Annotated in this window: 23 protein-coding genes and 1 pseudogene; 11 read left to right on the forward strand and 13 right to left on the reverse strand. The window is 69.9% G+C overall.

Annotated features, from left to right (window positions below):
* The first annotated feature begins 44 nt into the window (after nucleotides 1-44).
* Nucleotides 45-911 (forward strand): DMT family transporter, encoded by an 867-nt coding sequence (locus OG735_RS06000; RefSeq protein ID WP_327322091.1) that lies wholly within the window; start codon nucleotides 45-47, stop codon nucleotides 909-911.
* 8 nt (nucleotides 912-919) lie between these two features.
* Here OG735_RS06000 and OG735_RS06005 read toward each other — a convergent pair whose 3' ends face one another.
* Nucleotides 920-1,660, reverse strand: coding sequence for an acyltransferase (locus OG735_RS06005; protein WP_327322092.1), 741 nt, complete (start codon nucleotides 1,658-1,660; stop codon nucleotides 920-922).
* 221 nt (nucleotides 1,661-1,881) lie between these two features.
* Here OG735_RS06005 and OG735_RS06010 point away from each other — a divergent pair, with 221 nt between their 5' ends.
* Nucleotides 1,882-2,412, forward strand: a complete 531-nt coding sequence (locus tag OG735_RS06010) for a gamma carbonic anhydrase family protein (protein WP_327322093.1) — start codon at nucleotides 1,882-1,884, stop codon at nucleotides 2,410-2,412.
* Between the two features lie 22 nt (nucleotides 2,413-2,434).
* On the opposite strand, the gene OG735_RS06015 is transcribed toward OG735_RS06010, so the two are convergent.
* Together OG735_RS06015 and OG735_RS06020 are read right to left on the reverse strand one after the other, a co-directional pair.
* On the reverse strand, nucleotides 2,435-3,097 hold the full coding sequence (locus OG735_RS06015) for a DedA family protein (protein ID WP_327322094.1): 663 nt from the start codon (nucleotides 3,095-3,097) through the stop codon (nucleotides 2,435-2,437).
* A 95-nt stretch (nucleotides 3,098-3,192) separates the two neighbouring features.
* The gene (locus OG735_RS06020; protein ID WP_327328217.1) at nucleotides 3,193-3,630 is read right to left on the reverse strand and encodes a DUF4442 domain-containing protein; all 438 of its coding nucleotides are present in this window, start codon (nucleotides 3,628-3,630) and stop codon (nucleotides 3,193-3,195) included.
* Between the two features lie 109 nt (nucleotides 3,631-3,739).
* On the opposite strand from OG735_RS06020, the gene OG735_RS06025 reads away from it, so the two are divergent.
* Nucleotides 3,740-4,765, forward strand: coding sequence for a hypothetical protein (locus OG735_RS06025; protein WP_327322095.1), 1,026 nt, complete (start codon nucleotides 3,740-3,742; stop codon nucleotides 4,763-4,765).
* Nucleotides 4,766-4,896: 131 nt separating this feature from the next.
* Here OG735_RS06025 and OG735_RS06030 read toward each other — a convergent pair whose 3' ends face one another.
* The 5 genes from OG735_RS06030 to tuf form a co-directional block, all read right to left on the reverse strand.
* Nucleotides 4,897-5,124, reverse strand: coding sequence for a hypothetical protein (locus OG735_RS06030; RefSeq protein ID WP_327322096.1), 228 nt, complete (start codon nucleotides 5,122-5,124; stop codon nucleotides 4,897-4,899).
* 21 nt (nucleotides 5,125-5,145) lie between these two features.
* Nucleotides 5,146-6,075 (reverse strand): trypsin-like serine peptidase, encoded by a 930-nt coding sequence (locus OG735_RS06035; RefSeq protein ID WP_327322097.1) that lies wholly within the window; start codon nucleotides 6,073-6,075, stop codon nucleotides 5,146-5,148.
* Nucleotides 6,076-6,730: 655 nt separating this feature from the next.
* Nucleotides 6,731-7,576, reverse strand: coding sequence for a spermidine synthase (locus OG735_RS06040; protein WP_327322098.1), 846 nt, complete (start codon nucleotides 7,574-7,576; stop codon nucleotides 6,731-6,733).
* 4 nt (nucleotides 7,577-7,580) lie between these two features.
* Nucleotides 7,581-8,417: a patatin-like phospholipase family protein gene (locus tag OG735_RS06045; RefSeq protein ID WP_327322099.1), complete on the reverse strand. Its 837-nt coding sequence runs from the start codon at nucleotides 8,415-8,417 to the stop codon at nucleotides 7,581-7,583.
* A gap of 65 nt (nucleotides 8,418-8,482) precedes the next feature.
* A complete protein-coding gene (gene tuf, locus OG735_RS06050; protein ID WP_327322100.1) occupies nucleotides 8,483-9,652 on the reverse strand; it encodes an elongation factor Tu in 1,170 nt (389 codons plus the stop codon).
* Between the two features lie 536 nt (nucleotides 9,653-10,188).
* On the opposite strand from tuf, the gene OG735_RS06060 reads away from it, so the two are divergent.
* Complete coding sequence (locus OG735_RS06060) at nucleotides 10,189-10,968, forward strand: TVP38/TMEM64 family protein (RefSeq protein ID WP_327322101.1); 780 nt, start codon at nucleotides 10,189-10,191, stop codon at nucleotides 10,966-10,968.
* Between the two features lie 138 nt (nucleotides 10,969-11,106).
* Nucleotides 11,107-11,982 (forward strand): undecaprenyl-diphosphate phosphatase, encoded by an 876-nt coding sequence (locus OG735_RS06065; RefSeq protein ID WP_327322102.1) that lies wholly within the window; start codon nucleotides 11,107-11,109, stop codon nucleotides 11,980-11,982.
* Between the two features lie 306 nt (nucleotides 11,983-12,288).
* Here OG735_RS06065 and OG735_RS06070 read toward each other — a convergent pair whose 3' ends face one another.
* Complete coding sequence (locus tag OG735_RS06070) at nucleotides 12,289-12,858, reverse strand: carbamoyltransferase N-terminal domain-containing protein (protein ID WP_327322103.1); 570 nt, start codon at nucleotides 12,856-12,858, stop codon at nucleotides 12,289-12,291.
* 706 nt (nucleotides 12,859-13,564) lie between these two features.
* Here OG735_RS06070 and OG735_RS06075 point away from each other — a divergent pair.
* The 4 genes from OG735_RS06075 (at nucleotide 13,565) to OG735_RS06090 (ending at nucleotide 16,010) form a co-directional block, all read left to right on the forward strand.
* Nucleotides 13,565-13,957 (forward strand): hypothetical protein, encoded by a 393-nt coding sequence (locus tag OG735_RS06075; protein WP_327328218.1) that lies wholly within the window; start codon nucleotides 13,565-13,567, stop codon nucleotides 13,955-13,957.
* 5 nt (nucleotides 13,958-13,962) lie between these two features.
* Entirely contained in the window at nucleotides 13,963-14,631 is a 669-nt protein-coding gene (locus OG735_RS06080) for a nucleotidyl transferase AbiEii/AbiGii toxin family protein (RefSeq protein WP_266869931.1), read from the forward strand.
* A gap of 699 nt (nucleotides 14,632-15,330) precedes the next feature.
* Nucleotides 15,331-15,615 (forward strand): hypothetical protein, encoded by a 285-nt coding sequence (locus OG735_RS06085; RefSeq protein WP_327322104.1) that lies wholly within the window; start codon nucleotides 15,331-15,333, stop codon nucleotides 15,613-15,615.
* Nucleotides 15,612-16,010, forward strand: coding sequence for a DNA-binding protein (locus OG735_RS06090; RefSeq protein WP_327322105.1), 399 nt, complete (start codon nucleotides 15,612-15,614; stop codon nucleotides 16,008-16,010). Before OG735_RS06085 ends, OG735_RS06090 begins: the two co-directional genes overlap by 4 nt.
* A gap of 274 nt (nucleotides 16,011-16,284) precedes the next feature.
* Here OG735_RS06090 and OG735_RS06095 read toward each other — a convergent pair.
* Nucleotides 16,285-17,821: pseudogene (locus tag OG735_RS06095) on the reverse strand (ISL3 family transposase).
* A 572-nt stretch (nucleotides 17,822-18,393) separates the two neighbouring features.
* On the opposite strand from OG735_RS06095, the gene OG735_RS06100 reads away from it, so the two are divergent.
* Both OG735_RS06100 and OG735_RS06105 read left to right on the forward strand, forming a co-directional pair.
* Nucleotides 18,394-18,528, forward strand: coding sequence for a hypothetical protein (locus tag OG735_RS06100; protein WP_327322106.1), 135 nt, complete (start codon nucleotides 18,394-18,396; stop codon nucleotides 18,526-18,528).
* A 62-nt stretch (nucleotides 18,529-18,590) separates the two neighbouring features.
* Nucleotides 18,591-18,914 (forward strand): hypothetical protein, encoded by a 324-nt coding sequence (locus OG735_RS06105; RefSeq protein WP_327322107.1) that lies wholly within the window; start codon nucleotides 18,591-18,593, stop codon nucleotides 18,912-18,914.
* A 155-nt stretch (nucleotides 18,915-19,069) separates the two neighbouring features.
* Here OG735_RS06105 and hutH read toward each other — a convergent pair whose 3' ends face one another.
* From hutH to OG735_RS06120, 3 genes are read right to left on the reverse strand one after another with little or no spacing between them, the layout of a single operon-like run.
* Nucleotides 19,070-20,596, reverse strand: coding sequence for a histidine ammonia-lyase (hutH, locus tag OG735_RS06110; RefSeq protein WP_327328219.1), 1,527 nt, complete (start codon nucleotides 20,594-20,596; stop codon nucleotides 19,070-19,072).
* Between the two features lie 46 nt (nucleotides 20,597-20,642).
* Nucleotides 20,643-20,837, reverse strand: a complete 195-nt coding sequence (locus OG735_RS06115) for a ferredoxin (RefSeq protein WP_327322108.1) — start codon at nucleotides 20,835-20,837, stop codon at nucleotides 20,643-20,645.
* A 1-nt stretch (nucleotide 20,838) separates the two neighbouring features.
* A complete protein-coding gene (locus OG735_RS06120; protein WP_327322109.1) occupies nucleotides 20,839-22,050 on the reverse strand; it encodes a cytochrome P450 in 1,212 nt (403 codons plus the stop codon).
* Nucleotide 22,051 lies beyond the last annotated feature (1 nt).

A 22,051-nucleotide genomic window follows, 5' to 3' on the forward strand; every position in this document is an offset into this window, starting at 1 on the left:
GTGGTGCACCCAAACGTTCACTGCACTGTACTGCGAGGCTCGTCATGACCGCACTGTTCGCCCTGGCCACCAGCTTCCTCTGGGGGCTGGCCGACTTCGGCGGCGGACTGCTGACGCGACGTACCCCGGCACTCACGGTCGTCGTCGCCTCGCAGTCGATCGCGGTCGTGGTGCTGGGTTCGATCGTCCTCGCGACCGGCGGCTGGCAGGAGGCAGGTCCACAGCTCTGGTACGCCGTCGCGGCGGGCACGGTCGGCCCGGTGGCGATGCTGAGCTTCTACAAGGCACTCGCGCTGGGCCCGATGGGCGTGGTCTCGCCGCTCGGATCGCTGGGCGTCGCCGTGCCCGTCAGCCTCGGGCTGATCATCGGCGAGCGGCCGGGACTGCTCCAGTTCGCCGGTATCGCGGTGGCCGTGGCCGGCATCGTGCTGGCGGGCGGACCCCAGCTGCGCGGTGCGCCGGTGCAACGGCAGGCGATCCTGCTGACGCTGCTCGCCGCCTTCGGTTTCGGCGCGGTGATGTCCCTGATCGCCGAGGCCTCGACCACCATCACCGGGCTCTTCCTCGCGCTCTTCGTCCAGCGCGTCACCAATGTCACGGTCGGCGGCGCGGCACTGTACGTATCGGTGAAGCGCGGCGCCCGGGCACTGCCGGAGGACGGCGGGATGCGGGTCATCCGGTCCTCGCTGCCCGCTCTCGCCTTTGTGGGACTCGCCGACGTCGCGGCCAACGGCACCTACTCCATCGCCGCGCAGCACGGCCCCGTCACCATCGCCGCCGTACTCGCGAACCTCTACCCGGTGGTCACGGTGCTCGCCGCACTCGTGATCCTCAAGGAGCGGCTGCGCCTGGTCCAGGCGACCGGCGCCGGTCTCGCACTGGTGGGCACGGTGCTGCTCGCGAGCGGCTGAAACTGGCCCTAGGAGTCCGGCTCCAGGTCTGCGAGCGCCACCAGCTGCTCCGGAGTGACGCCTTCCGGAATCGGTACGGGAGCGGGCGTACGCAGCGGAGGCTCCCAGCCGCGGACCGGATCCCAGCTCCGTACCACCCGGGCGGGGGCCCCGGCCACCACCGAGTGGTCGGGCACCTCTCCTCGTACCACCGCGCCTGCGGCCACCACCACATTGCGGCCGAGCCGCGCGCCGGGCAGGACCACCGCGCCGGTCCCCAGCCAACATCCGGGACCGATCTCCACCGGCTCGGTGCGGGGCCACTGCTTGCCGACCGGCTGGTGCGGGTCGTCGTAGCTGTGGTTGGTCGAGGTGATGTAGACGTACGGACCGCAGTACGTGTCCGAGCCGATGGTCACCCTGGTGTCGGCGATGACATGGCTGCCGCGGCCCAGGACCACACCGTTGCCCAGGGTCAGAATCGGGTCGGACCCCAGGTCCAGGCCCGGCATCATCCCGGCGGTGAGGGTGACCTGCTCGCCGATGATGCAGTGCTCGCCGAGTTCGATCCAGGCCTCACCGAAGACGGTGCCCTGCGGGAAGGCGAGCCGGGTGCCGGAGCCGAGCCGGCGGAAACGCAGCCGTCCGGGGTGCTCGGCGGTGACGGCGCCCGCCTCCTGCACCCAGCGCCAGCCTCGGTGGACGGCGGACGCGAGGACGCGCCGCCGCCAGGCGGTGAGCGATGAGAACGTGTTTCTGTTCTTCGGCACCCGCATACGGTAGTCGGCCGCACCTGGGTTGATCATCGCGGTGTGCTGTGATGTTCGCCCCAGCCGTCGTCCGACGTGGCGGACGGCCGAAACGGGTGCCCTCGTGCCAAGGCGTACGCGAGTGCCGGCCGAGCACCGGCCGAGCACCCCTCCCGCGAGTCCCGCCCGGCCGGTCGCCTACGGTTCACCTACGCGCGACCGGTGAGCACCGAGGAGAAGGCATGGCGGAGCGGGCTTTGATTTCAGGCGTGGGCGGCAGGACCCCGAAGGTCGACCCGGGGTCGTTCACCGCGCCGACGTCCGTGGTCGTCGGCGATGTCACCCTGGCTGCCGGGGCGAGCGTCTGGTACCAGACCGTGCTCCGCGCCGACTGCGGGCCGATCGTCATCGGCGCCGACAGCAACATTCAGGACAACTGCACCGTGCATGTCGACCCTGGCTTCCCCGTCACCGTCGGCGAGCGCGTCTCGGTCGGCCACAACGCCGTACTGCACGGCTGCACCGTCGAGGACGACGTACTGGTCGGCATGGGCGCCACCGTCCTGAACGGCGCGCACATCGGTGCAGGTTCGCTGATCGCGGCTCAGGCGCTGGTCCCGCAGGGGATGCGCGTCCCACCAGGATCGCTGGTCGCGGGCGTACCCGCGAAGGTCAGGCGGGAGCTGACCGAGGAAGAGCTCGAGGGCATCAAACTCAACGCCGCGGTCTATGTGGATCTCGCCAAGGAGCACCGCGCGGCGCACGAGGCCTGACCGGTCGGGCCGTGAGAGCAGCTCAGTCGGCAGTGGGGACGGGCTCCGGCTCGGTCCCCGCCGGCTGGGTCTGCGACTGTGCGGCGGCCTTCTTGGCGCGGCTCTTCAGGACGAGCATCGAAGTGAGCCCGATCAGGACCGCGAGGACCAGGCCCAGCCAGGAGAACCGCTTGAGCCAGGCTTCCGCGACGACGCCGACGGAGTAGATGACAGCGGTCGTGCCGCCGGCCCAGAGGATCCCGCCGAGGACATTGGCGATCAGGAATTTCCAGTACGGCATGCGCAGTACGCCCGCGAGCGGCCCCGCGAAGATGCGCAGCAGCGCGACGAAGCGGCCGAAGAAGACGGCCCACATGCCCCACTTCTCGAACGAGCGCTCCGCCATGGCGATCTGGGCCTCGCCGAAGTGCTTGGGGAACTTCCCGCCGAGCCAGGCCAGCAGGGGCCTTCCGCCCTTACGGCCGATGGCGTACCCGATGGAGTCACCGATGATCGCGCCGGCCGACGCGCAGGCGCCGAGGATGTACGGATTGATGTGGCCGTGCTGGGAAGCGAGCAGTGCCGAGCTGACAAGGACGATCTCGCCCGGCAGCGGGATGCCCAGGCTCTCGAGGCCGATGACCACCCCCACCAGGAGATAGACGCTCACCGCAGGGACGGTCTCCAGCCACTCCTGGACGTGCAACGCCGGTTCCTCCCGAGTTCGCGGGGCATCAGCTGCCCGGCGCGCGCCCCGTCGGCGCACGCCGGGCAGCCTACCTGGTCAGCCCGTGACCGGTTTCAGGCGTTGGGGCGCAGCGTCCAGACAATGGTCATCTCACCGGTCACCGCGCCGTCCTCGCGCTGGATGGCGATGACGACCGGGAACTCGGGGCGTTCGCCCGCGTCCAGTTCCGCGACGACGTCCGCGATGGGGCGGCCGAGGGTTGCGGTCGCCGTGACGACGCCCATCGCCAGCTTCTTGTAGCCGATCTCCGCTTTGACAGCGAGCGGTACGGCGCGGGTCATCTGGTCGCCGAAGGCGGCGATGACGATGGCTCCGCTCGCGGTCTCGGCGAGCGTGAACATCGCTCCGGCGTGCGGTCCGCCGACGTGGTTGTGGAAGTCGGCCTGGTCCGGCATACGGACGACGGCACGCTCGGCGGTGGTCTCGAGGAACTCCAGGTTCAGGGTCCTGGCCATGGGAACCGTGGCGGCGAGCATCTCGCCGACGGACATCTGATCAGTGCTCATGGAACGCGATGTTACCCACGAGTAGCGCGGCTTGGCCATCCCTGTCGGGGGTGGACGTGGCAGCGGTGCGGCGGCACCTCTATCGTTGCTCGCCATGTGGCCAGGACAGCAGCCGCCCGGGGGCGAGCAGAACCCGCAGGACCAGAACCCGTACCAGCAGCCGGGGTACCAACAGCCGAATCCGTATCAGCAGCCGGGGTACCAGCAGCCGGGGTACCAACAGCCCAACCCGTATCAGCAGCCGACCGCGCCGCAGTACGCCGTGCCCGGGCAGCCGCCCGGTGGGCCGCAGCCGCCGCAGGACAACAAGAAGACGACGACGATCGTTGCGATCGTCGCGGCCACCGCCGTGGTCGCGGCCGCAGTGATCACCGGTGTCGTCGTGCTGAACGACGAGGACAAGGGCACGACCGACGAGAGCGGCAAGGAGGCCGGCGCCTCCAAGACGCCGGGGTCGCAGAAGCCCAGCCAGGCTCCCGCTTCGCCGACCGAGAATCCGCGCGGCGGTGAGGACGCCAAGCCCACCATCGCGGGCTGGAAGGTCGTCACCAACCCGACGCGCGGTACGCAGTTCGACGTCCCGCCCACCTGGGAGGTCGCCGGGTCGGGCACGAGCACGTTCTTCGAGGACGAGAAGAAGAAGGACGGCTCTCCCGTCGTCGTCATGTCGTCCCCGGCGCACTACAAGAGCAAGTGGTGCACGTTCGACACGGACAAGGACGGCAAGCTCGAGCAGTGGGGCCTGGGTTCCGTCGGCACCAAGGGCGGCAAGGGTGCCACCGACAGCGCCACGGCTGCCTACAACGAGGCCGGCAACTGGGTGTGGGCCGGCTATGCGCAGACGGAGCCCAAGGGCACGGTCAAGATCACCAAGGCCAAGCCCTACACCTCCAAGTCCGGTCTCTCCGGCAGTGTCGCGACGGCCACCGCCCTGGGCGTCAAGAAGGACAACAAGTGCGAGACGGACGGCAAGTCGATCGCCTTCAGCTTCAAGAACAGCAAGGGTGACTTCACCAGCTGGGTCCTCTACGCCAACAAGGGCGTCCCGGACGAGGTACCGGACGCGACCATCGCGCAGATCCTGAGCACCGTGCGGCTGGCGGGTACTCCTACCGGGTAAGTCGTCCGGAGCCGGTGTCGGCCTGAGGTCCGAACGGGCGCGGGGGTCGCGGGACTTGCCCGCACCACCCGCGCCCGCCACGGCCCTGCCCGACCCGGCCGGTCAGTCCCGACCGGTCCGGCTCTCCGCCTTCAGTCGTCTTCCGGCATGGGTGCCGGCCGGGCCTCCTTCGTCCGTTCCGGCGTCCAGTAGTCACGTACCTCGTCGGGGCTCTGCCGCACATCGCTGCCGGTGGTCCCGGAGTCCGGCTGCGGCTCGGGGTCCGGGGCGGCCGGGGCGGTACGCCATGCGGCCACCACCACGACAACGGCGAGCAGAGCAGCGGCGGTTCCCCATCGGGTCAAGCTACTGCGACGCATCGGACTGCTCCTGTCGGGTTGTCAGGTGACGCCGCCCTGGGCGTCGAACATCGCCTTGACCGCGTCATCGAAGTACGAGCTCCGGTTCCAGCCGCCTGCGGCGAGCGTGCTCATCGCCCCGTTGACGGACCCCAGGCCGTTGGCATCGTTGAACTCCCGCAGCCACGGCCCGCCACTCGATCCGCCGCCGAAGTCACACTGGATTTCAATACGGCCGTCGCTGACCGCTCGCGTGGTGCCCTGGCAGGCCCACTGAAGCTCGCCGTTGTCGCGGTTGCCCGGGTAGCCCATCACAGTCACGGCCTGGGCGCGCGAGAAGTTCCAGCTCAGTCCGTGACCGCCGGTGACATTGACGATCTTGTTGCCGTTGAGCGGCCAGGTGGTCACCATCGCCACGTCCCGGCCGAGGTCGCTGCTGCTGATCCAGGTGTTGAAGGTGCGGAACTGCTTGGCGGCGAAGGTGCCGAAGGGACGGGCACCGGAGCGGTAGCGCGGCGCATAGGTCCAGTTTGTCATCCACGTGCCACCGCTGCCCCCGTGTACACAGTGCCCGGCGGTGATCAGCATCTGCTTGGAGGCGCTGTTGAGGGCACTGGCTGAGCAGGTGTAGTTGAGTCCGTTGCTGGGGTTGGTGAAGAACACCTTGCCCACCGCGGCGGATTCGTTGATCAGCGGCCTGACCGTGTCCGACCTTCCCCGGGCGGGCGGGGTCGATCCCGGCCGGCCGGTGGTTCCGGCCTTGCTCTGGGCGGCGTGTGGCGACCCGGCCACCCGGTCGAGCGAGATGGCTGTCCTCATCCGCTCCGGTGTCCAGTAGCGGGCCAGCGCGGCGGCGGCGGCCGGCGAGTCGACCGGCGCACCGCCGGCGATCCGCGCGGTGGCGGTGGCGGTCGTCGCGGCTGCGGCGGGGACGGCGGCGGATCCGGGCCCGGTGGGGACGGGTTCCGCCATGGTGGGACCAGCCCCGGCCAATGCCAGCAATGCGGCAGTGGCCAGCGGTAGAAGTGCGTGTCTCAGACTGCGCACGAGTGATACCCCCAATGGTCGATTCGGACGCACATTGCCGGAATTCGCCAGTCAACGCGCGGAGCAGTAGCGACCGTAGGTCTGGCAAGTACCCAAGGGATAGTCAGAAATCAGTCCCTCCGCTATTCGTATCCGTGCCGCGTATTTCAGTCAGTCCGGGTCCACTGCTTGTTTGCCGAATACTTGTGTGCGGGGTGTTGACGAGTGCAGGTGCCGTATGGCGCCTTGACACGGCATCAGCAGCCGGGGCGGGCGAACTCGTCCGCCTTCGCCGCACCTTGTGAAATACGGCAGCCGTGCGGGGCATTCCTGTGATGAGCCGCCAGGGCGCCGCGGCCGGCTGGACGCAGAAAGTTTCCGCATCTCCGCCGGAAAGCGAGACACTTTTCCGGCGGACTGATTAAGGCATCGCGCGGCCTTTCGTCAGCCCCGTGCCATTCGACCTTGAGTGATTTAATTGATCGTCGCCGCGGGCCCGGCCGCGCCGTGCCCGGGTGCGGCTCCTGGACGGCCCTTGGGGGCTTCATGCCCCGGCATGCCTCAGCGTCGAAGCATGGCCGCAGCGGCAGCCCCGACGCCCTCAGCCGATACTGAAGGCGCCGTCGGGCGGCTCGGGTGAGGCCACCGCGTCGGCGTCCCGTACCGCCGCCGCGTCCCCGATGAGCCGCTTCAGCGACTGGCCGTGCTCGACCCGGGCCGGGAAGGCGTCGGAGGCGGTGCGGCGCGCCAGTTCCGCCGTGTCGATGGGGGCGTGCGAGGCGAGCAGCACAGCGTTGCCGAAGCGGCGGCCGCGAAGTACGGCCGGTTCGGCGATCAGCGCGAGCTCCTCGAACACGGCCGCGAAAGTGGCCAGTTGGGAGCGGAGGAAGGCAAAGGGCGCGCCGTCGGCGAGGTTGGCGGCGTAGATACCGTCGGGCCGCAGCACCCGTTCCGCCGCGCGCGCGTACTCGACCGAGGTGAGATGGGCAGGCACCCGGGAACCGCCGAAGACATCGGCGATCAGCACGTCCGCCGAGTCCTCAGGAGCCGCTTCGACCCAGGTGCGTGCGTCCGCGCCGTGCACCTCGATGCCCGATCCTTCCGGCAGCGGAAGCCTCTCCGCGACCAGCGCCAGCAGCCCATGGTCGGCCTCCACCACGTGCTGGCGCGAGCCGGGCCGGGCCCCGGCCACATAGCGGGGCAGGGTCAGTGCCCCGCCTCCCAGGTGGAGCAGATCGAGCGGAGCGCCGTCGTCCGCGACGGAGTCGACGACATGGGCGAGCCGCCGTACGTACTCGAACTCCAGATGCGTGGGCGCGTCCAGGTCGACGTAGGACTGGGGCGCGCCGTCGACGGTCAACAGCCAGGCCCGTTCCCGGTCCACATCGGGCATGAGCTTGGCGGTGCCTCCGTCGACATCGCGGATGACGGGTATCTGCTCGTTCACCCTCTCATTGTGCCCAGAGTGCGGCGACGGCCTCGACGTGCGCGGTGGCCTGGGCCAGCCCCGCGCGGGCGGCGGGCGCCCGGAGAGCGGGGTCGCTCAGGTGACGGCCGAAGACCTTCCTGGCAGCGGCGTCCGGGGTGATGACCTCGACACGGGCGCCGGCGGCGAGACGGGCGGCCTGGGCGCGCGGCGAGACGACCACCTTGTTACCGGAGGCGATGGGCGCGATGACGACGACCCGCTCGTATCCGGAGGCGAGATGCGCGTTCGCCGTGGAATGCACTCCCCCGTCGATCCACTTGCGGCCGTCGATGGTCACGGGCGGCCAGACACCGGGGATGGCGCAGCTGGCGGCAACAGCGTCCACCAGCGGCACACCGCTCTCCTTGTCATAGGCCTTCAGCTCGCCCGTGACGGCATCGACCGCGGTCACGAGCAGTCGGCGCTCGGGCCATGTGTGCGAGACGAGCCGCCCGGCGATCACCTGGCGCCGCGCGGCTTCGTCGACGGTGTCCGCGGCGAGCGCCATCCGGCCGAGCTTTCGGCCGTACGCCTCGGGCGTACGGGAGGTGAGGATGGCCAGGACGTACTTGAGCAGCGGCAGAGCGAGCCGGCCGCCGATCTCCTCGTCAGGGGCGGCGAGTTGACGCTCGTACAGCTCGGCGATGCCCAGTTTCCCGGACATGAGCTGCGCGCCGACGACCGAACCGGCCGAGCTGCCGATGACGAGGTCGGCGGTGGAGAGGTCCACTCCCGCCTCGGCGAGTCCGTGCAGAATCCCGAACTCCCAGCCCACGCCGGTGATTCCGCCCGCTCCGAGTACCAGTGCCGTGTCTGCCATCCGGTCAGTCTGGCGCACAGCACCGTGCCCGCCTCCCGTGGGTCACGGGAGGCGGGCACGGCAGGTCAGACCAGCTCGGTCACCGTGCCGGCGCCGACAGTGCGGCCGCCCTCGCGGATCGCGAAGCCGAGCCCGGCCTCCAGCGGCACGTCACGGCCCAGCTCGACGGTCATGGTGACCGTGTCGCCGGGGCGCGCGACGGCCGTCTCGCCGAGGTCGACATCGCCGACGACGTCCGCCGTGCGGATGTAGAACTGCGGCCGGTAGCCGGTGGAGACCGGTGTGGTGCGGCCGCCTTCCCGCGCCGACAGGACGTACACCTGCGCGGTGAAGCGGCGGCTCGGTACGACGCTGCCGGGCGCGGCCACCACATGGCCGCGGCGCACCGCGTCCCGTGGCATCCCGCGCAGCAGCAGCGCGACGTTGTCGCCCGCCTCCGCCGCCTCCATCGGCTTGCCGAAGGTCTCGAGCCCGGTGACCACCGTCTCCGTGTCCGCGCCGAGTACCTGAACCCGGTCGCCGACGCGGACGGTGCCGCGCTCGACGGCTCCGGTGACGACCGTGCCTCGCCCGGTGATGGTGAGGACGTTCTCCACCGGGAGCAGGAACGGCGCGTCCGTGTACCTGACGGGCATCGGCACATAGGTGTCGACGGCGTCGAGCAGCGCCTCGACGGCGGCGGTCCAGCGGGGGTCGCCCTCCAGCGCCTTCAGCCCGGAGACCCTGACGACCGGTGCGGCGTCACCTCCGTAGCCATTGGCCGTCAGCAGCTCGCGGACCTCCAGCTCCACCAGGTCGGTGAGCTCGTCGTCGCCCGCGTCCGCCTTGTTGAGGGCGACGACGATGTGGTCGACGCCCACCTGGCGGGCGAGCAGGACATGCTCGGCGGTCTGCGGCATGACGCCGTCGAGCGCGGAGACGACGAGGATCGCCCCGTCCAGCTGGGCGGCTCCCGTCACCATGTTCTTGACGTAGTCGGCATGGCCGGGCATGTCCACATGCGCGTAGTGCCGGGTGTCGGTCTCGTACTCGACGTGCGCGATGTTGATGGTGATGCCGCGCAGGGCCTCCTCGGGGGCCCGGTCTATCCGGTCGAAGGGCACGAAGGTGCCGGTCCCGCGCTCGGCGAGGACCTTGGTGATGGCGGCGGTCAGCGTGGTCTTGCCGTGGTCGACGTGGCCCATGGTGCCGATGTTGAGGTGCGGCTTGGTGCGTACGTATGCCGTCTTGGGCATGGCTGATTCCCTCGGTCTTCCTCGGAACTCGAAGCGTGATGGGACCCCTGGGCCTTGCCGACCCTCCCCCTGTGGGGTCCGCCGGACGATCCGGGAAGGGTCAGCTTCGGGCGCCGTCGAGGGGCGCTGCGGCAGCGGCTGCGACCGCTGCGGGGAATGCGGCAGCCTTCGGCGCGTCCGCGACTGCGGACGGCGCTGCGAGGAAGGCGTACCGGAACATGTCGTTGATATTCGCCTACGGCCGTGGCCGCGTCGAATGGTTTTCCGCGTACGGGAGTTCAGCAGGTCACAGGTGCTTCGTGGCTTCTCGGACGGGCAGTGGCGAGAGCCGGTCGCGGGCGCCGTCGACGAAGTAACTCACCGCGTCCGGATCACCAGCGGGCCGACAACGTGCGTGGCGAGCGCGTCGACGGTGTCCCACCGGGTGACTGTGACGACGGGCCCGGTGGACGACCGGCAGCAAGCCGGAAGAGCAGCCCGGGATCATCAGGCTCACATTACGGCGATCACATCCCTGTGTCGGTTAGTCTCCCCGGATGCTCGACCCCGTCCCCAGGCCGTCCGCCGGCCTCGCCATCCGCTGTACCAGGGTGCTGTTCTCGCCGTGGTCGCGGCTGTCGCTGCTCGTGGCCGTGCTGGCCGCGGCGGCGGTGACGGTGGTGCTGTACGAGCCGCAGCGGCTGCTCTCGGCGGGCTGGCCGCCGCAGTTGAGCGGCGGCGCCGCGGTCGTGATGTTCGGTGTCGCGTACGGGGCGTGCACGGCGGCGTTCGTACCGAGGCCGTTGCTGAACCTGGCGGCGGGAGCGCTCTTCGGCTCGCAGGCCGGTTTCGTCTCGGCGCTGGCCGGGACGGTGCTGGGGGCAGGTATCGCGTTCACGCTCGGCCGAGTGCTGGGCCAGGACGCGCTGCGGCCGCTGCTGCGGGGCCGCTGGCTGAAGGCCGCGGACAGTCAGCTGAGCCGGCACGGCTTCCGTTCGATGCTGGCGCTGAGGCTCTTCCCGGGTGTGCCGTTCGCCGCGGCCAACTACTGCGCGGCCGTGTCCCGCATGGGCTACATGCCCTTCCTACTGGCGACGGGCCTGGGCTCGGTCCCGAACACAGCGGCGTATGTGGTGGCGGGCAGCCGGGCGGGTTCGCCGACGTCACCCGCGTTTCTGATCGCGATGGGTTTCATCGTGCTGACTGGGGCGGGCGCGGCCGTGGTCGCCTGGCGCAAGCGTCACGGGCTGCGCGGTGCGGTTACCGCTGAAGACCACCGAGCCACGGGCGCAGCCGCCCCCGAAGCTTCGCGGCGGACGGGGCCGGGCGCCAACTGAGGGTGCCCCCATGGGGTCCCACAGGGGCTGCGGCATTCCGGTTCACCCAAGGACGCTACGCTGCCTCACAACTGGCGCATGATCGGGAACGCTACGCGCCGTCAGACCGTGATCATTTCTTGGGTGGCGTAGTTTTCGATGTCTTGGTTCGAATCATTCATCCTCGGGCTCGTCCAGGGGCTGACCGAGTTCCTTCCGATCTCCTCCAGCGCGCATCTGCGGCTCACGGCCGCGTTCGCCGGCTGGCACGACCCGGGCGCGGCATTCACGGCTATCACCCAGATCGGCACGGAGACCGCTGTCCTCATCTACTTCCGCAAGGACATCGTCCGGATCATCTCCGCCTGGTCCCGTTCGCTGATGAACAAAGAGATGCGCAGCGATCACGACGCCCAGATGGGCTGGCTCGTCATCGTCGGCTCGATCCCGATCGGTGTGCTCGGCGTCACATTCAAGGACCAGATCGAGGGCCCGTTCCGTGATCTGCGGCTGATCGCAACGACCCTGATCGTGATGGGCATCGTCCTCGGCATCGCCGACCGTCTGGCCGCCCGTGACGAGGCGGGCGGCAAGCACCGCGCCAGCAAGGAGCGCAAGACCCTCCAGGAACTGAGCGTCAAGGACGGTCTGATCTACGGCGTCTGCCAGGCGATGGCCCTGATTCCCGGCGTCTCCCGCTCGGGCGCCACGATCAGCGGTGGTCTGCTGATGGGCTACACCCGTGAGGCGGCGGCACGCTATTCGTTCCTGCTGGCCATCCCGGCCGTCCTGGCCTCCGGTGTCTTCGAGCTGAAGGATGCGAGCCAGAGCGGGCATGTGTCCTGGCCGCAGACGATCTTCGCGACGATCATTGCCTTCGCGGTGGGCTACGCGGTGATCGCGTGGTTCATGAAGTTCATCACTACGAAGAGCTTCATGCCGTTCGTGATCTATCGAATCCTGCTCGGAATCCTGCTGTTCGTGCTGGTGGGAGCCGGTGTGCTCAGCCCGCACGCGGGCGAATCCGGCGGCTGAACCAGGGCCGTACAGGTAGCGCTATCTAGCATTTCCTAGCGCCTGATTGCAGCACCGCGCCATGATCATCTCCCACTCATCTCCCACCGGGGAGGCGGGATACACCCCACTAGGACGTGTGCGTCCGCAAAGTAGGGGATGACGCGGAAGGGCCCGCACGTCCGTGCGGGCCCTTCCGCTTGGCGGCCGGCCCGGGTCAGTCGAGGCTGAGGCGCGCCAGCAGGCCCTGGACACGGCCGGCGAGCGCCTTCTCCGGGTCCGGGCTGATGGTGGCAAGTGCCACTGCGGCCGTCACGATGACGTCGCTCAGCTCCTTCTCGACGAGCCGCCAGCGCGGGCGGTGAGGAAGTCGAGGGTGTAGCGGTCGGGGTTGCCGTAGCCGGCCAGGCCCATGAGCTTGCCGGAGCTGGTCCAGTTGCCGAGTCCGAGGTGTTCGGCGACGGTCTCGTAGAACCAGCCCAGCGACTGGCTGAACGGGAACTGGCGCAGGACCTTCAGTCCGTCGGCGGTGCCGTGGGCGAGGGTGGCGGAGACGCCGTCGCCGGAGCCGTCGACCACCAGGACGGCGGCCTCGTCGAAGCCGCTGGGGTGGAAGGCGGAGGCGGCGTGCGCGAGGTGGTGCTCGACCACGGTGACCTGCCGGGGCCGGTGGTGGCCGAACAGGGCGGGGGCGAGGAGTTCGGCGATCAGCTCGGCGTCCGTGCAGATGTTGCTCGGCGTAGGCCAGGCCGGGTTGAAGGCGATGGCGATCTCGTCAACGTCGGCCAGGGTGATGCCGGCCTCGGACAGGCAGTAGGCCGCGGCCACCGCGCAGGAGCGGGAGTCCTTGTGGTGCTTGCGGCGGGAGAAGCGCTCCTCCTCGGCGAAGGCGACCACCTTCCCGTCGATGACCAGGCAGGCGGAGGGGTGGAGGCAAAGGGGGAGGAGGGGGCGGCGGTACGGGCCGATTCGGCTGGTGCCCGTCGTCCCCGATCGGCGACCGGTGTTTCCCCTCCACGATCCTTGCCACAGCAGCCTCCTCAAGGCCTGGGTTCTCCACTGCAGAAGCGGAGGCCCGCGATGCACGAGGGCGCACATGCGCCTGTACGCCTGCTGCATACAATCCAGCGACTGGGTCGCTCGTCAGCCTTCGAGCGGGCGGCCCTGTGCTGCCCGCAGGCGGGCAGACCGGAGATCCGCGTGCGAGCAAGTGGCAGTTCGTCTTCGGGGGTCGGGAGCGTGAGGGCATGGACCACACACCGCTGGTCTGGGAGGCGATGCCGAGCGCGACCATCACCTCGGCGAGTCCCATGCCGTGGCCGGGACAGGGAGCCCGGCCACGGTGAGTACGTCGGTGCAGCCGGCCTCCTTCCCGGCAACCAAGGCGCGGATCTGGGCCTTGGTTGCCGTCCCGCGCAGCGGCAATCGCGGAGCCAACTCAGCCCTCTACCGCATTGCCCTCGTCCGCATGTCCAGAGACGCCCGCGCCAACGAGTTTGCCGCGGCGGCGGACCGTTCCGACTTTCCTGCCGGTGGATGTCGGCCGGTGATCGGCCGCGTCCCGCTGCTCGGCGAGCGGGAAGCTGCCGCCATAATGGGAGGCATGCCCTCCAGCCCGCACCACCCCGCACCCGCGTCGGAGAACCTCTCGGGCACGGACGCCGAGGACCTCGCGCTGTACCGGGAGAAGTTCCGGTGCCGTCTGCCGGAGTCGCTGGACGAGTTGCACGGCCCGACCCAGGGGATCGTCGAGCTGCCGCTGCACATGGCCTGGTCCGGGATGACCTCGTACGACCTGGGCAAGCCGCGCCAGCGCATGGGCCTGTACCGCACTGTCTTGCATGAGGGTCTGCACGACGACCTGCCCCGCTACCTCAACCAGGACCTGCTCCTCCAGCTGTGGCCGGTGCTGCGCACTCTCGTCGGCCGCACCGTGCGCACCGTGTGGGAGGACGCCTTCGCTCAGCTCGCCTCCCGCACCCAGGCAGCCGCGTGACGGACATGCCGGAGCTGCACGCGCGGCTCCTGGCGGATGTGATCGCCCTCGGCTCCCCGTATCCCCTGGTCCTCACTGGCGGGTATGCCGTGCGGGCGCACCGCCTCGTGAACCGCCCCAGCCAGGACCTCGATGTCGCCACCGAGAACCCGGCGCCCATGGCCGACATCGCGGCCACGCTCCGCGCCGGCCTGGAAGCCCGCGGCTGGAAGGTGCACGCGCTGGAGACCGCCCCGCTGTCCGCCCGCTTCACCGTGACCGACCCGGCCACCGGGCAGGACTGCGAGGTCGACATCCTCAAGGAGATCTTCTGGCGGCCGGTCGCCCAGAGCCCGTACGGGCCCGTCCTCGCGGAGGAGGACGTGATCGGGACCAAGGTCCGCGCCCTCGCCGACCGCGGAGCGCCCCGTGACCTGATCGACGTGTTCGCAGCCTCCCGCCGTTGGAACACCGCCGATCTCGAGGAATTCGGCCGTCGCCACGCCCGCGGCCGCTTCGAGCGCGAAGACCTGCAGGCAAACCTCGCCGGATCCGAGTGGACCGACGACGAAGCCTTCGCCGCCTACGGCCTGGACCAGGCCACCATCACCGCTCTTCGTGCCTGGGCCGTGGAGTGGGCCGACGACCTCGCGGCCCGACTCCTCGAAGAGTCGGATGATCCGGACATCGACTGATCACATCTGGCCGACCACCGGAAACGGGAGCCCGGGGAAGCCGAGCGAGGGGCAAGTACGGTGCCGTGGAAATATCCCCACGGCACTGGGCAAACTGGCCTCTCACGGGCGATACGGCCAACGTCCGACTCCTCCGGGCAGCCAGGCCACGCCTCGAAGGTAGAGCTCGGCAAGCACTTCGGGCGTCCACGCTCTGAGGAACTGACTTCCCTCAAGCCCGCAGTCTGACGACGTTCTATCAGCGCGGACGACCGCCGCTGAGGTGGCGAAAAGAAGAGCTCCTCGCTCGCCAACACTGCTCTTCCAGTGGCCTGACCAGCCAGCCCGCCGGCGCACCCGACACGCCATCAGAACGAGCGTCACGAGCGTCATTTCAGCGTGAGGATATCGCCTGTAACGCCCATACCGCACATAATGTGCAGGGGCAAAATCGCAGGCCAGGAGCCCTTTGCGGCCGACTCCAAGATCGCCACCACTCCACGTGATGCGTCATCGCAAACATGTCAACAGAAAACAGGTCGAGGAAAACAGCAGGTCAGCGACGCGTGCGACGCAAATCGGATTCAAGATCAATGCGCATTGCGTGCGCAGCGCGGGCTACGTGCACACTCTCGACGCACGCCAGGCCCCCCGCAGGGGGCTCCGGGATCGACCGGCAAAGAGCTCGCCGTATGGCATTTGAAATGCTATACATGTCCCATGGCTGACGACGACACCGACTTTCCGCCCGGCGACGGCCCCACCAGCGGCATCTCCGTCTCCCTCACGGCCGGCACCCTGCAAGCGATCCGTGAGCGGGTCGGCAAGCGGGGTGTGTCCGCGTTCTTGGAGAAAGCCGCGCAGCGGCAGATCGAGCGGGACAACCTGGACGAGCTGATCGCCGACTTTGACAAGAACCTCGGCCCCGCCGCCCCGGAGGCAGTAGCCGCCAAGCGGGCGAAGCTCACCAGCGGCACCTCCTCCGATGCCGGGGCGGCCGCGTGAGCGGCACTCTGATCCTGGACAGTGAGGGCCTGACCAAGGCCGTGCAGCGCGACCGCGAAGTCCACGAGTGGCTCACCGCCGCCCGCGACGCCGACCTTCCGGTGATCACCTCGGCCGCGGTCCTCGTCGAGGTGATCCATCCCCGCATCAACGACGCCGCGCTGAAGTGGACGCTGTCCCGGCTGCGAGTCGAGCCGGTCGCCCAGGCCCTCGCCCAGTCCGCCGTCGGCCTGCTGCGCACGGCCGGGCTGCACGGTCATAAGTACGCCATCGACGCCATGCTCTGCGCCACCGCAATCGCCCAGCCGGGCCGCGTCACCATCCTGACGTCCGACGTCGAGGACATCACCATGCTCACCACCGACCACATCCGTGTGACCGCCGAGAAGATCTGATCCCCGCCGCTGCACCCGCGTGGTTCGGCGGCTGGCCAGCAGCTCGCCGATCTCTGCCTTGAGCGCTTCTGCCTCGGGCTTCGTCCCGTGCACGAGCACAATGAGGTGAGTCGGCGGCGGGAATCGCACCCGCCGCCGCTCGCAGAACCGTGCGGGAGCCTCTCGGCTCACACGGCTCCCATCGCCCAGCCATCAGGCTTGAGGCCGAACCGCCAGTGGGGGGTCTGTACGGTCATCGGCCCTGTCTCACTTTCGGTGGTGACGGAGCGTGCTGCTATCCGAGGAGGATGCGGTGGCGAAGGAGGGCGAAGCCTGCTCGTCCGTGCATTTGGCGTGCGATCCGTTTGGTCTTGGTGTTGACGCCCTCGGTGGGGCCATTGCTGTACGGAAGGGTGAGCGCGGCGATCACAGCGTCGCGGTCTCGCTCCAGGCCTCGGGTGAAGGCGTGCAGATGCGGCAGATCGGCTGCGCGGACCTGGGTGATCCAGAGCTCGAGCACGTCGGCGTTTCCCGGGGCGGGCTTCAGGAGCGGGGCGAAGGTCCTGATGTGGGTGGCCAGTTGGGTCATCTCGGGGCAGGCGGCGGTGAGGCGGGCCAGGAGGTCGTGGTGCTCGGCCTTGAGGTTGCCGGGCCGGCTGAGCAGCATCCGGGCGAGCCGGCGCGGGGAGATGTGGCTGCGGTCGGCGTCCGCGCGGCCTTGGTTGATGTACTTGTGCAGGAGGTTGAGGCAGCCCGTGAACCCGAGGGCCTTGATCTCTTCGAAGAGATGCAGGACGGGGACGGCAGGGTCCTCGGCCCGGCGTTTACGCAGGTGCTCGCGGTAGGGATCGACAAGGCTGGAACGGTACTTGGGAACGCGGAGCATCCGTTCGGGCTGATCGGCCCGGGCGTAGCGTTTGACGGTGTTCAGGGCCAGTTGCAGCCGGCGGGCGCATTCGAGCAGGCCCACGCCCTGGTCGAGCAGGCCGTGGACCTGGTGCCAGCGCTGAAGGGTGGTCTGTGCGCGGGGCCCGTCGTACAGGGGCGCGTCCAGCACGGTGGCCCAGCAGCTGCTGTGCGCCTTGACCTCGCTCAGGGCGGCTTCGCACAGGTTGTGCCACAGATGCCAGCGGTCACCGACCTGCACCGCGTCGGGCAGGGCACGGCGGATGGCCTCGGCGTACGTCGCGGAGCCGTCCCGGCACACGACCTCGATGCCCGGGTGCTCGCGCAGCCATGCCTCCAGGGTGTCGGCCGTGCGGTCGGGCAGCACGTCGATCCGCTCGTGGGTCTCGGCGTCGATCACGACGGTGGCATAGCGGTGCCGCCGACGCAGAGCGAAGTCATCGACGCCGATCACGCGGGGCACCCGTCCGGTGGGCAACGGGATGCGCAGCAGGGCGCGCAGGGCCGTGTGACGCGACAAGCCTACGGCGAGTATCGCCAGCAAACGTGCCCCTGCCCGGCCCGCTAACTCCTTGGCCACGGCCTTGACTTGCCTGGTCAGTCGGGCGGTGCGCCGCTGGTAACGCTCCGGCACCCCCGGCACCTGCTCGCGGAAGGTATGACGGCACCCGCGCGTGGGACACACCAGACGCCGCGCCCGGACACGGACCACTACCCGCCGCCCGTCCACCGACACATCGGCCACCGTCCGCAGGTGAAAGCCGTGCACCCGCCCGGACGGCGCCCCGCAACCCGGACACGCCACCCGGCTCCTCCGGCGTCCTCGCCCGCACCAGAATCCGCTCGCCCTCGTCGGTCACGTCCTCGATGACCAGGGGCGATAGCCCTGAAAACACCACATCTACAAGCTCGTTGACATTCCGCACGTCACGTCAACGACGAATCAATACGCTCCGTCACCACCGAAAGTGAGACAGGGCCGTTAAATTGACACACCCTCAGGCATCCGAAAGAAGGTCAGCTCAGTCCCGCCGTGCTGGCAGTCGGACCGCATCGGGTCCGAAGCGTGCCCGAGCTCTGTCGGCTGCAGCCTCGATCCGGCGTGCTTTGTCGTCACTTGCCCCGAAGGTGAGCTGCCGGGTGGCCGAGCCCGCGTCGAACAGAGCCTTCGCCCGCAGCGTGATTCCGCGGACCCTGGCGCGCTGCAGGCCGAGAGCGGCGTGCAACGCGTAGGTGACCGAGCGCAGTTGTGGACTGTGTGCCCGGTGAGTTCGGGCAGGGTGCGGTTCCCGCGTGGTCGTCGAGTGATCGGCGTACCGGACGATCAGTGCCAGGGGCCGGCCACCTGTCGCTCACGGCGGAGCTGGGTCCCGATGCGCCCAGGATGCGCTGGGTGATCGTGTCGAAGGCGGTCAGGCCGTAGGAGGCCAGGTTACGTACCAACGCCGGACCCGTGCCCGGCAGGGCCGCGGCCGGCAGACCGGCGGGGAAAGCCGCGATGACCTTGGGAGTGTCGGGGACGACGCGGATGGCACCGGATGCGCCGCGGGTGGCCGCCATCTGGGTGAGCAGCGGGTTGGGCGCGACGCCGATGGTGCAGTCGGCGTCGAAGTCCGCGGCGGCGCGCGTCTGATCACCTTGGAGGGGGCGAAGCCGCTGCCCCTGGACACGCTCCCGCCCGCTCAGCCCGCCGAGATGTTCGTTCAGCTTGCCCGTCGGACCAGCGCCACGGCAAGCCGCCCCGTCCTCACCCCGCCCACGTTCGCGCCAGACGTCGCATTCTGCCTGTCCACCAGGGAGGATGCCCTGGAATGGCTGCGCACCGAACACCCCAACCTCATGGCCTGCGCAGACCATGCCACTGAGCGCGCCCTCCACCGTCGCATCGTCCGCCTCACCGCCGCCCTTCTCCTTCACGAGGACGCTTGGCATGACGCCGCGGCCCTGGAGCAGGTGCGCCTTGCCGCCGCTCGCCGTGACGACGACTGCCTCGGGAGGCCAACGCACTATTCGATCTGAGCACCGCCCGCTTCCACTGCGACTTCGCCGACGCGACGCCACCGCTGGAACAGGCCCTCGCTCTCTCGAGAACTCGGCGAACAACTCGACGAAGGCAACGCCCTCGCTGCCCTCTACCGTCACCGGCGGTGCCCTGCGCCACTCTCCTCTCTCCCTCACGACAGCGCCCTGCCCACCGCCGACTCCGCCGCGCCCAGCGCCCGGCCGGAGACCACGTACTGGACGGCCCCCTCCATCTCCGGGGCGAGGTACCGGTCCGGGCCCGGGCCCGGCACCGTCTCGCGCAGACCGTCCCGGACCGCGGCCGTCACCGGCGCCGGGCTCAGCGGCGCACGCAGATCCAGGGCCCGGGCGGCGGTGTACAGCTCCACGGCGAGGACCCGGCCGAGCCCGTCGAGGGCGCGGCGCAGCTTGCGGGCTGCTGACCAGCCCATGGAGACGTGGTCCTCCTGCATCGCGCTGGAGGGGATGGAGTCGACGGAGGCCGGGGTGGCGAGCCGCTTCAGCTCGGAGACGACCGCGGCCTGCGTGTACTGGGCGATCATGTGGCCAGAGTCGACACCGGGGTCGGCCGCCAGGAAGGCGGGCAGGTCGTGGCTGCGGGCCGGATCGAGGGACCGGTCAGTGCGGCGCTCGGCGATCGAGGCGACGTCCGCGACGGAAATAGCCAGGAAGTCCAGGACGCAGGCGAGGGGAGCCCCGTGGAAGTTGCCGTTGCTCGCCAGTCTCCCGTCCAGCGTCACGACGGGGTTGTCTATCGCGCTGGCCAGCTCCCGGGCTGCGACCAGTTCGGCGTGCGCCAGGGTGTCTCGCGCGGCCCCGTGCACCTGGGGCGTACAGCGCAGCGAGTACGCGTCCTGCACGCAGCCGCACTCCTGCCGCCGATGGCTCGCGATCACCTCCGAACCGGCAAGCAGCGCCCGCAGGTTGGCGGCGCTCTCGGCCTGTCCCGGGTGCGGGCGGAGCGCCTGGAGGTCGCCCGCGAAGACGGCGTCCGTGCCGAGCTGGGCCTCGACGCTCATCGCGGCGGCCACGTCGGCGCTGCGCAGCAGCAGGCGCAGGTCGTGCAGAGCGAGCACCAGCATGCCGAGCATGCCGTCGGTGCCGTTGATGAGGGCGAGCCCTTCCTTCTCCGCGAGGGCGACGGGCGCGATGCCGGCGGCGGCGAGCGCCACGGCGGTCGGCACGAGCGTGCCGTCGGCGTCCCGTGCCTCACCCTCGCCCATCACCGCGAGGGCGCAGTGCGCCAACGGGGCGAGGTCGCCGGAACAGCCCAGCGAACCGTATTCGCGGACGACCGGTGTGATGCCCGCGTTGAGGAGCCCGGCGTAGGCCTGCGCGGTCTGCGGGCGTACCCCGGTGCGGCCGGTGGCCAGGGTCGAGAGCCGCAGCAGCATCAGGGCGCGGACGACCTCGCGTTCGACCTCCGGACCCGACCCGGCGGCGTGTGAGCGGACCAGGCTGCGCTGCAGGACGGTACGGGCGTCGGCCGGGACGTGCCGCCCCGCCAAGGCGCCGAATCCGGTCGAGACGCCGTAATGCGGCTCGGAGTCGCTGAGGAGGCCCTCGATCACCTCGCGGCCGCGTGTGATCTCTTTCAGCGCCTCGGGCGACAGGACGACCGGGGTGCCGTCACGTGCCACGGACACGACGTCGGCGGCGGACAGCGGACCGACCCCCATCACCACGGCCCCCAGACCCACAGCCCCTGTCACTACAGTCACGTGCTCACTCCCCCAGGTATGCGATGGCTGCTGCAGGGCAGAGGTCGGCGGCCTCGGCGGCCTCCTGGTCGTCCATGTCCGGGGCTGCGCCGGGGACGAGGCACACCAGGCCGTCATCGCCCTGCTCGAAGAGGTCCGGCGCGATCCGGACGCAGTTGCCCGAGCCCACACAGCGCTCGCGGTCCACGGTGATCCGCATGTCACCACTCCACGGGGAGGGCACTGACGCCGAAGACCAGCCCCTGGCGCACCGGCACCTCGTCCAGCGGGACGGCGAGCCGCAGTTTCGGGAACCGGTCGAAGAGCTTGCGGAGCGCGACCTCGACGTCCAGGCGCGCGAGGTTCTGTCCGACGCACTGGTGGACGCCGAAACCGAAGGCGAGGTGGTTGCGGACGCGCCGCCGGAGGTCGAGTTCGCGGGGCAGCTCGTAGACGCCGGGGTCGCGGTTGGCCGCGGCGTTGAGGAGGACGACTCCGTCCCCGGCCCGGATGACGACGCCCGACGTCTCGATGTCGGTGGTGGCGACGCGGACGATGCCCCCGGTCAAGGACAGGAATCGCAGGAGCTCCTCGACCGCGTCGGACCACGGCACCTCGCCGCCGAGCAGTCGGGCCAGTTCGTCCTCGTGCGTAAGCAGGGTCAGGACGGCGAGCGCGATGGTGCTGACGGTGACGTCCTGCCCCGCGACGATGAGGACCGTGCCGTAGTGCACGAACTGCTCGGGCGTCAGCGTCCCGGCCCGCACCTGAGCGATCAGGTCGTCGAGGAGACCGCTGCCGTCGGCGGGCTGGTCCAGCTTGCGCTCGTAGACGGACCGCAGATAGTCCTCGAGGACCGGCACGCGGTCGAAGTGCCCGTAGAGGGCGTCGTCCAGCCGGCTCCGGTCGTCCTCCGGGATGCCGAGCATTTCCGTCATGCTCGCGGTGACCAGGGGACGGACGTACGAGCCGACCAGGTCGGCGGCCGCACCGCGCGGCCCCGCCGCCAGCGCTTCCAGCCGCTCGTCCGCGACCGCTTCGAGCGCGGGCCGCCAGGTCTGGATCCGCTTGAGCGAGAGGCTGGGTGACAGGGCGCGGCGCTGCTCGGTGTGCAGCGGCGGGTCAGTGCGCAGGAGGGCCCTCATCGAGGGGTGGCGGTCCGGGCGGCCGAGCACCAGGAGCCGTGCAAGCTTGGGGAACTCGGCCTTGTCCCGGTCGACGGTGAGCCGTTCGTCGGCGAGCAAGGAGCGAACGACGCCGTGGCCGGTCACCGCCCAGATCTCCCGCCCGTCGTAGAGCCGGATCCTCGTCACGGAACCGCGGTCCCGCAGGTCCTCGTAGGCTCGGGGCGGGTGGTACGGGCACTCCCGGGTCAGTGGGAGACCGGGCAGAGCGGTGTCCTGGACGGGGGTTTCCTGATCGGCGTTGTCCATC

The sequence above is a fragment of the Streptomyces sp. NBC_01210 genome (genome assembly GCF_036010325.1).
Classification (GTDB): domain Bacteria; phylum Actinomycetota; class Actinomycetes; order Streptomycetales; family Streptomycetaceae; genus Streptomyces.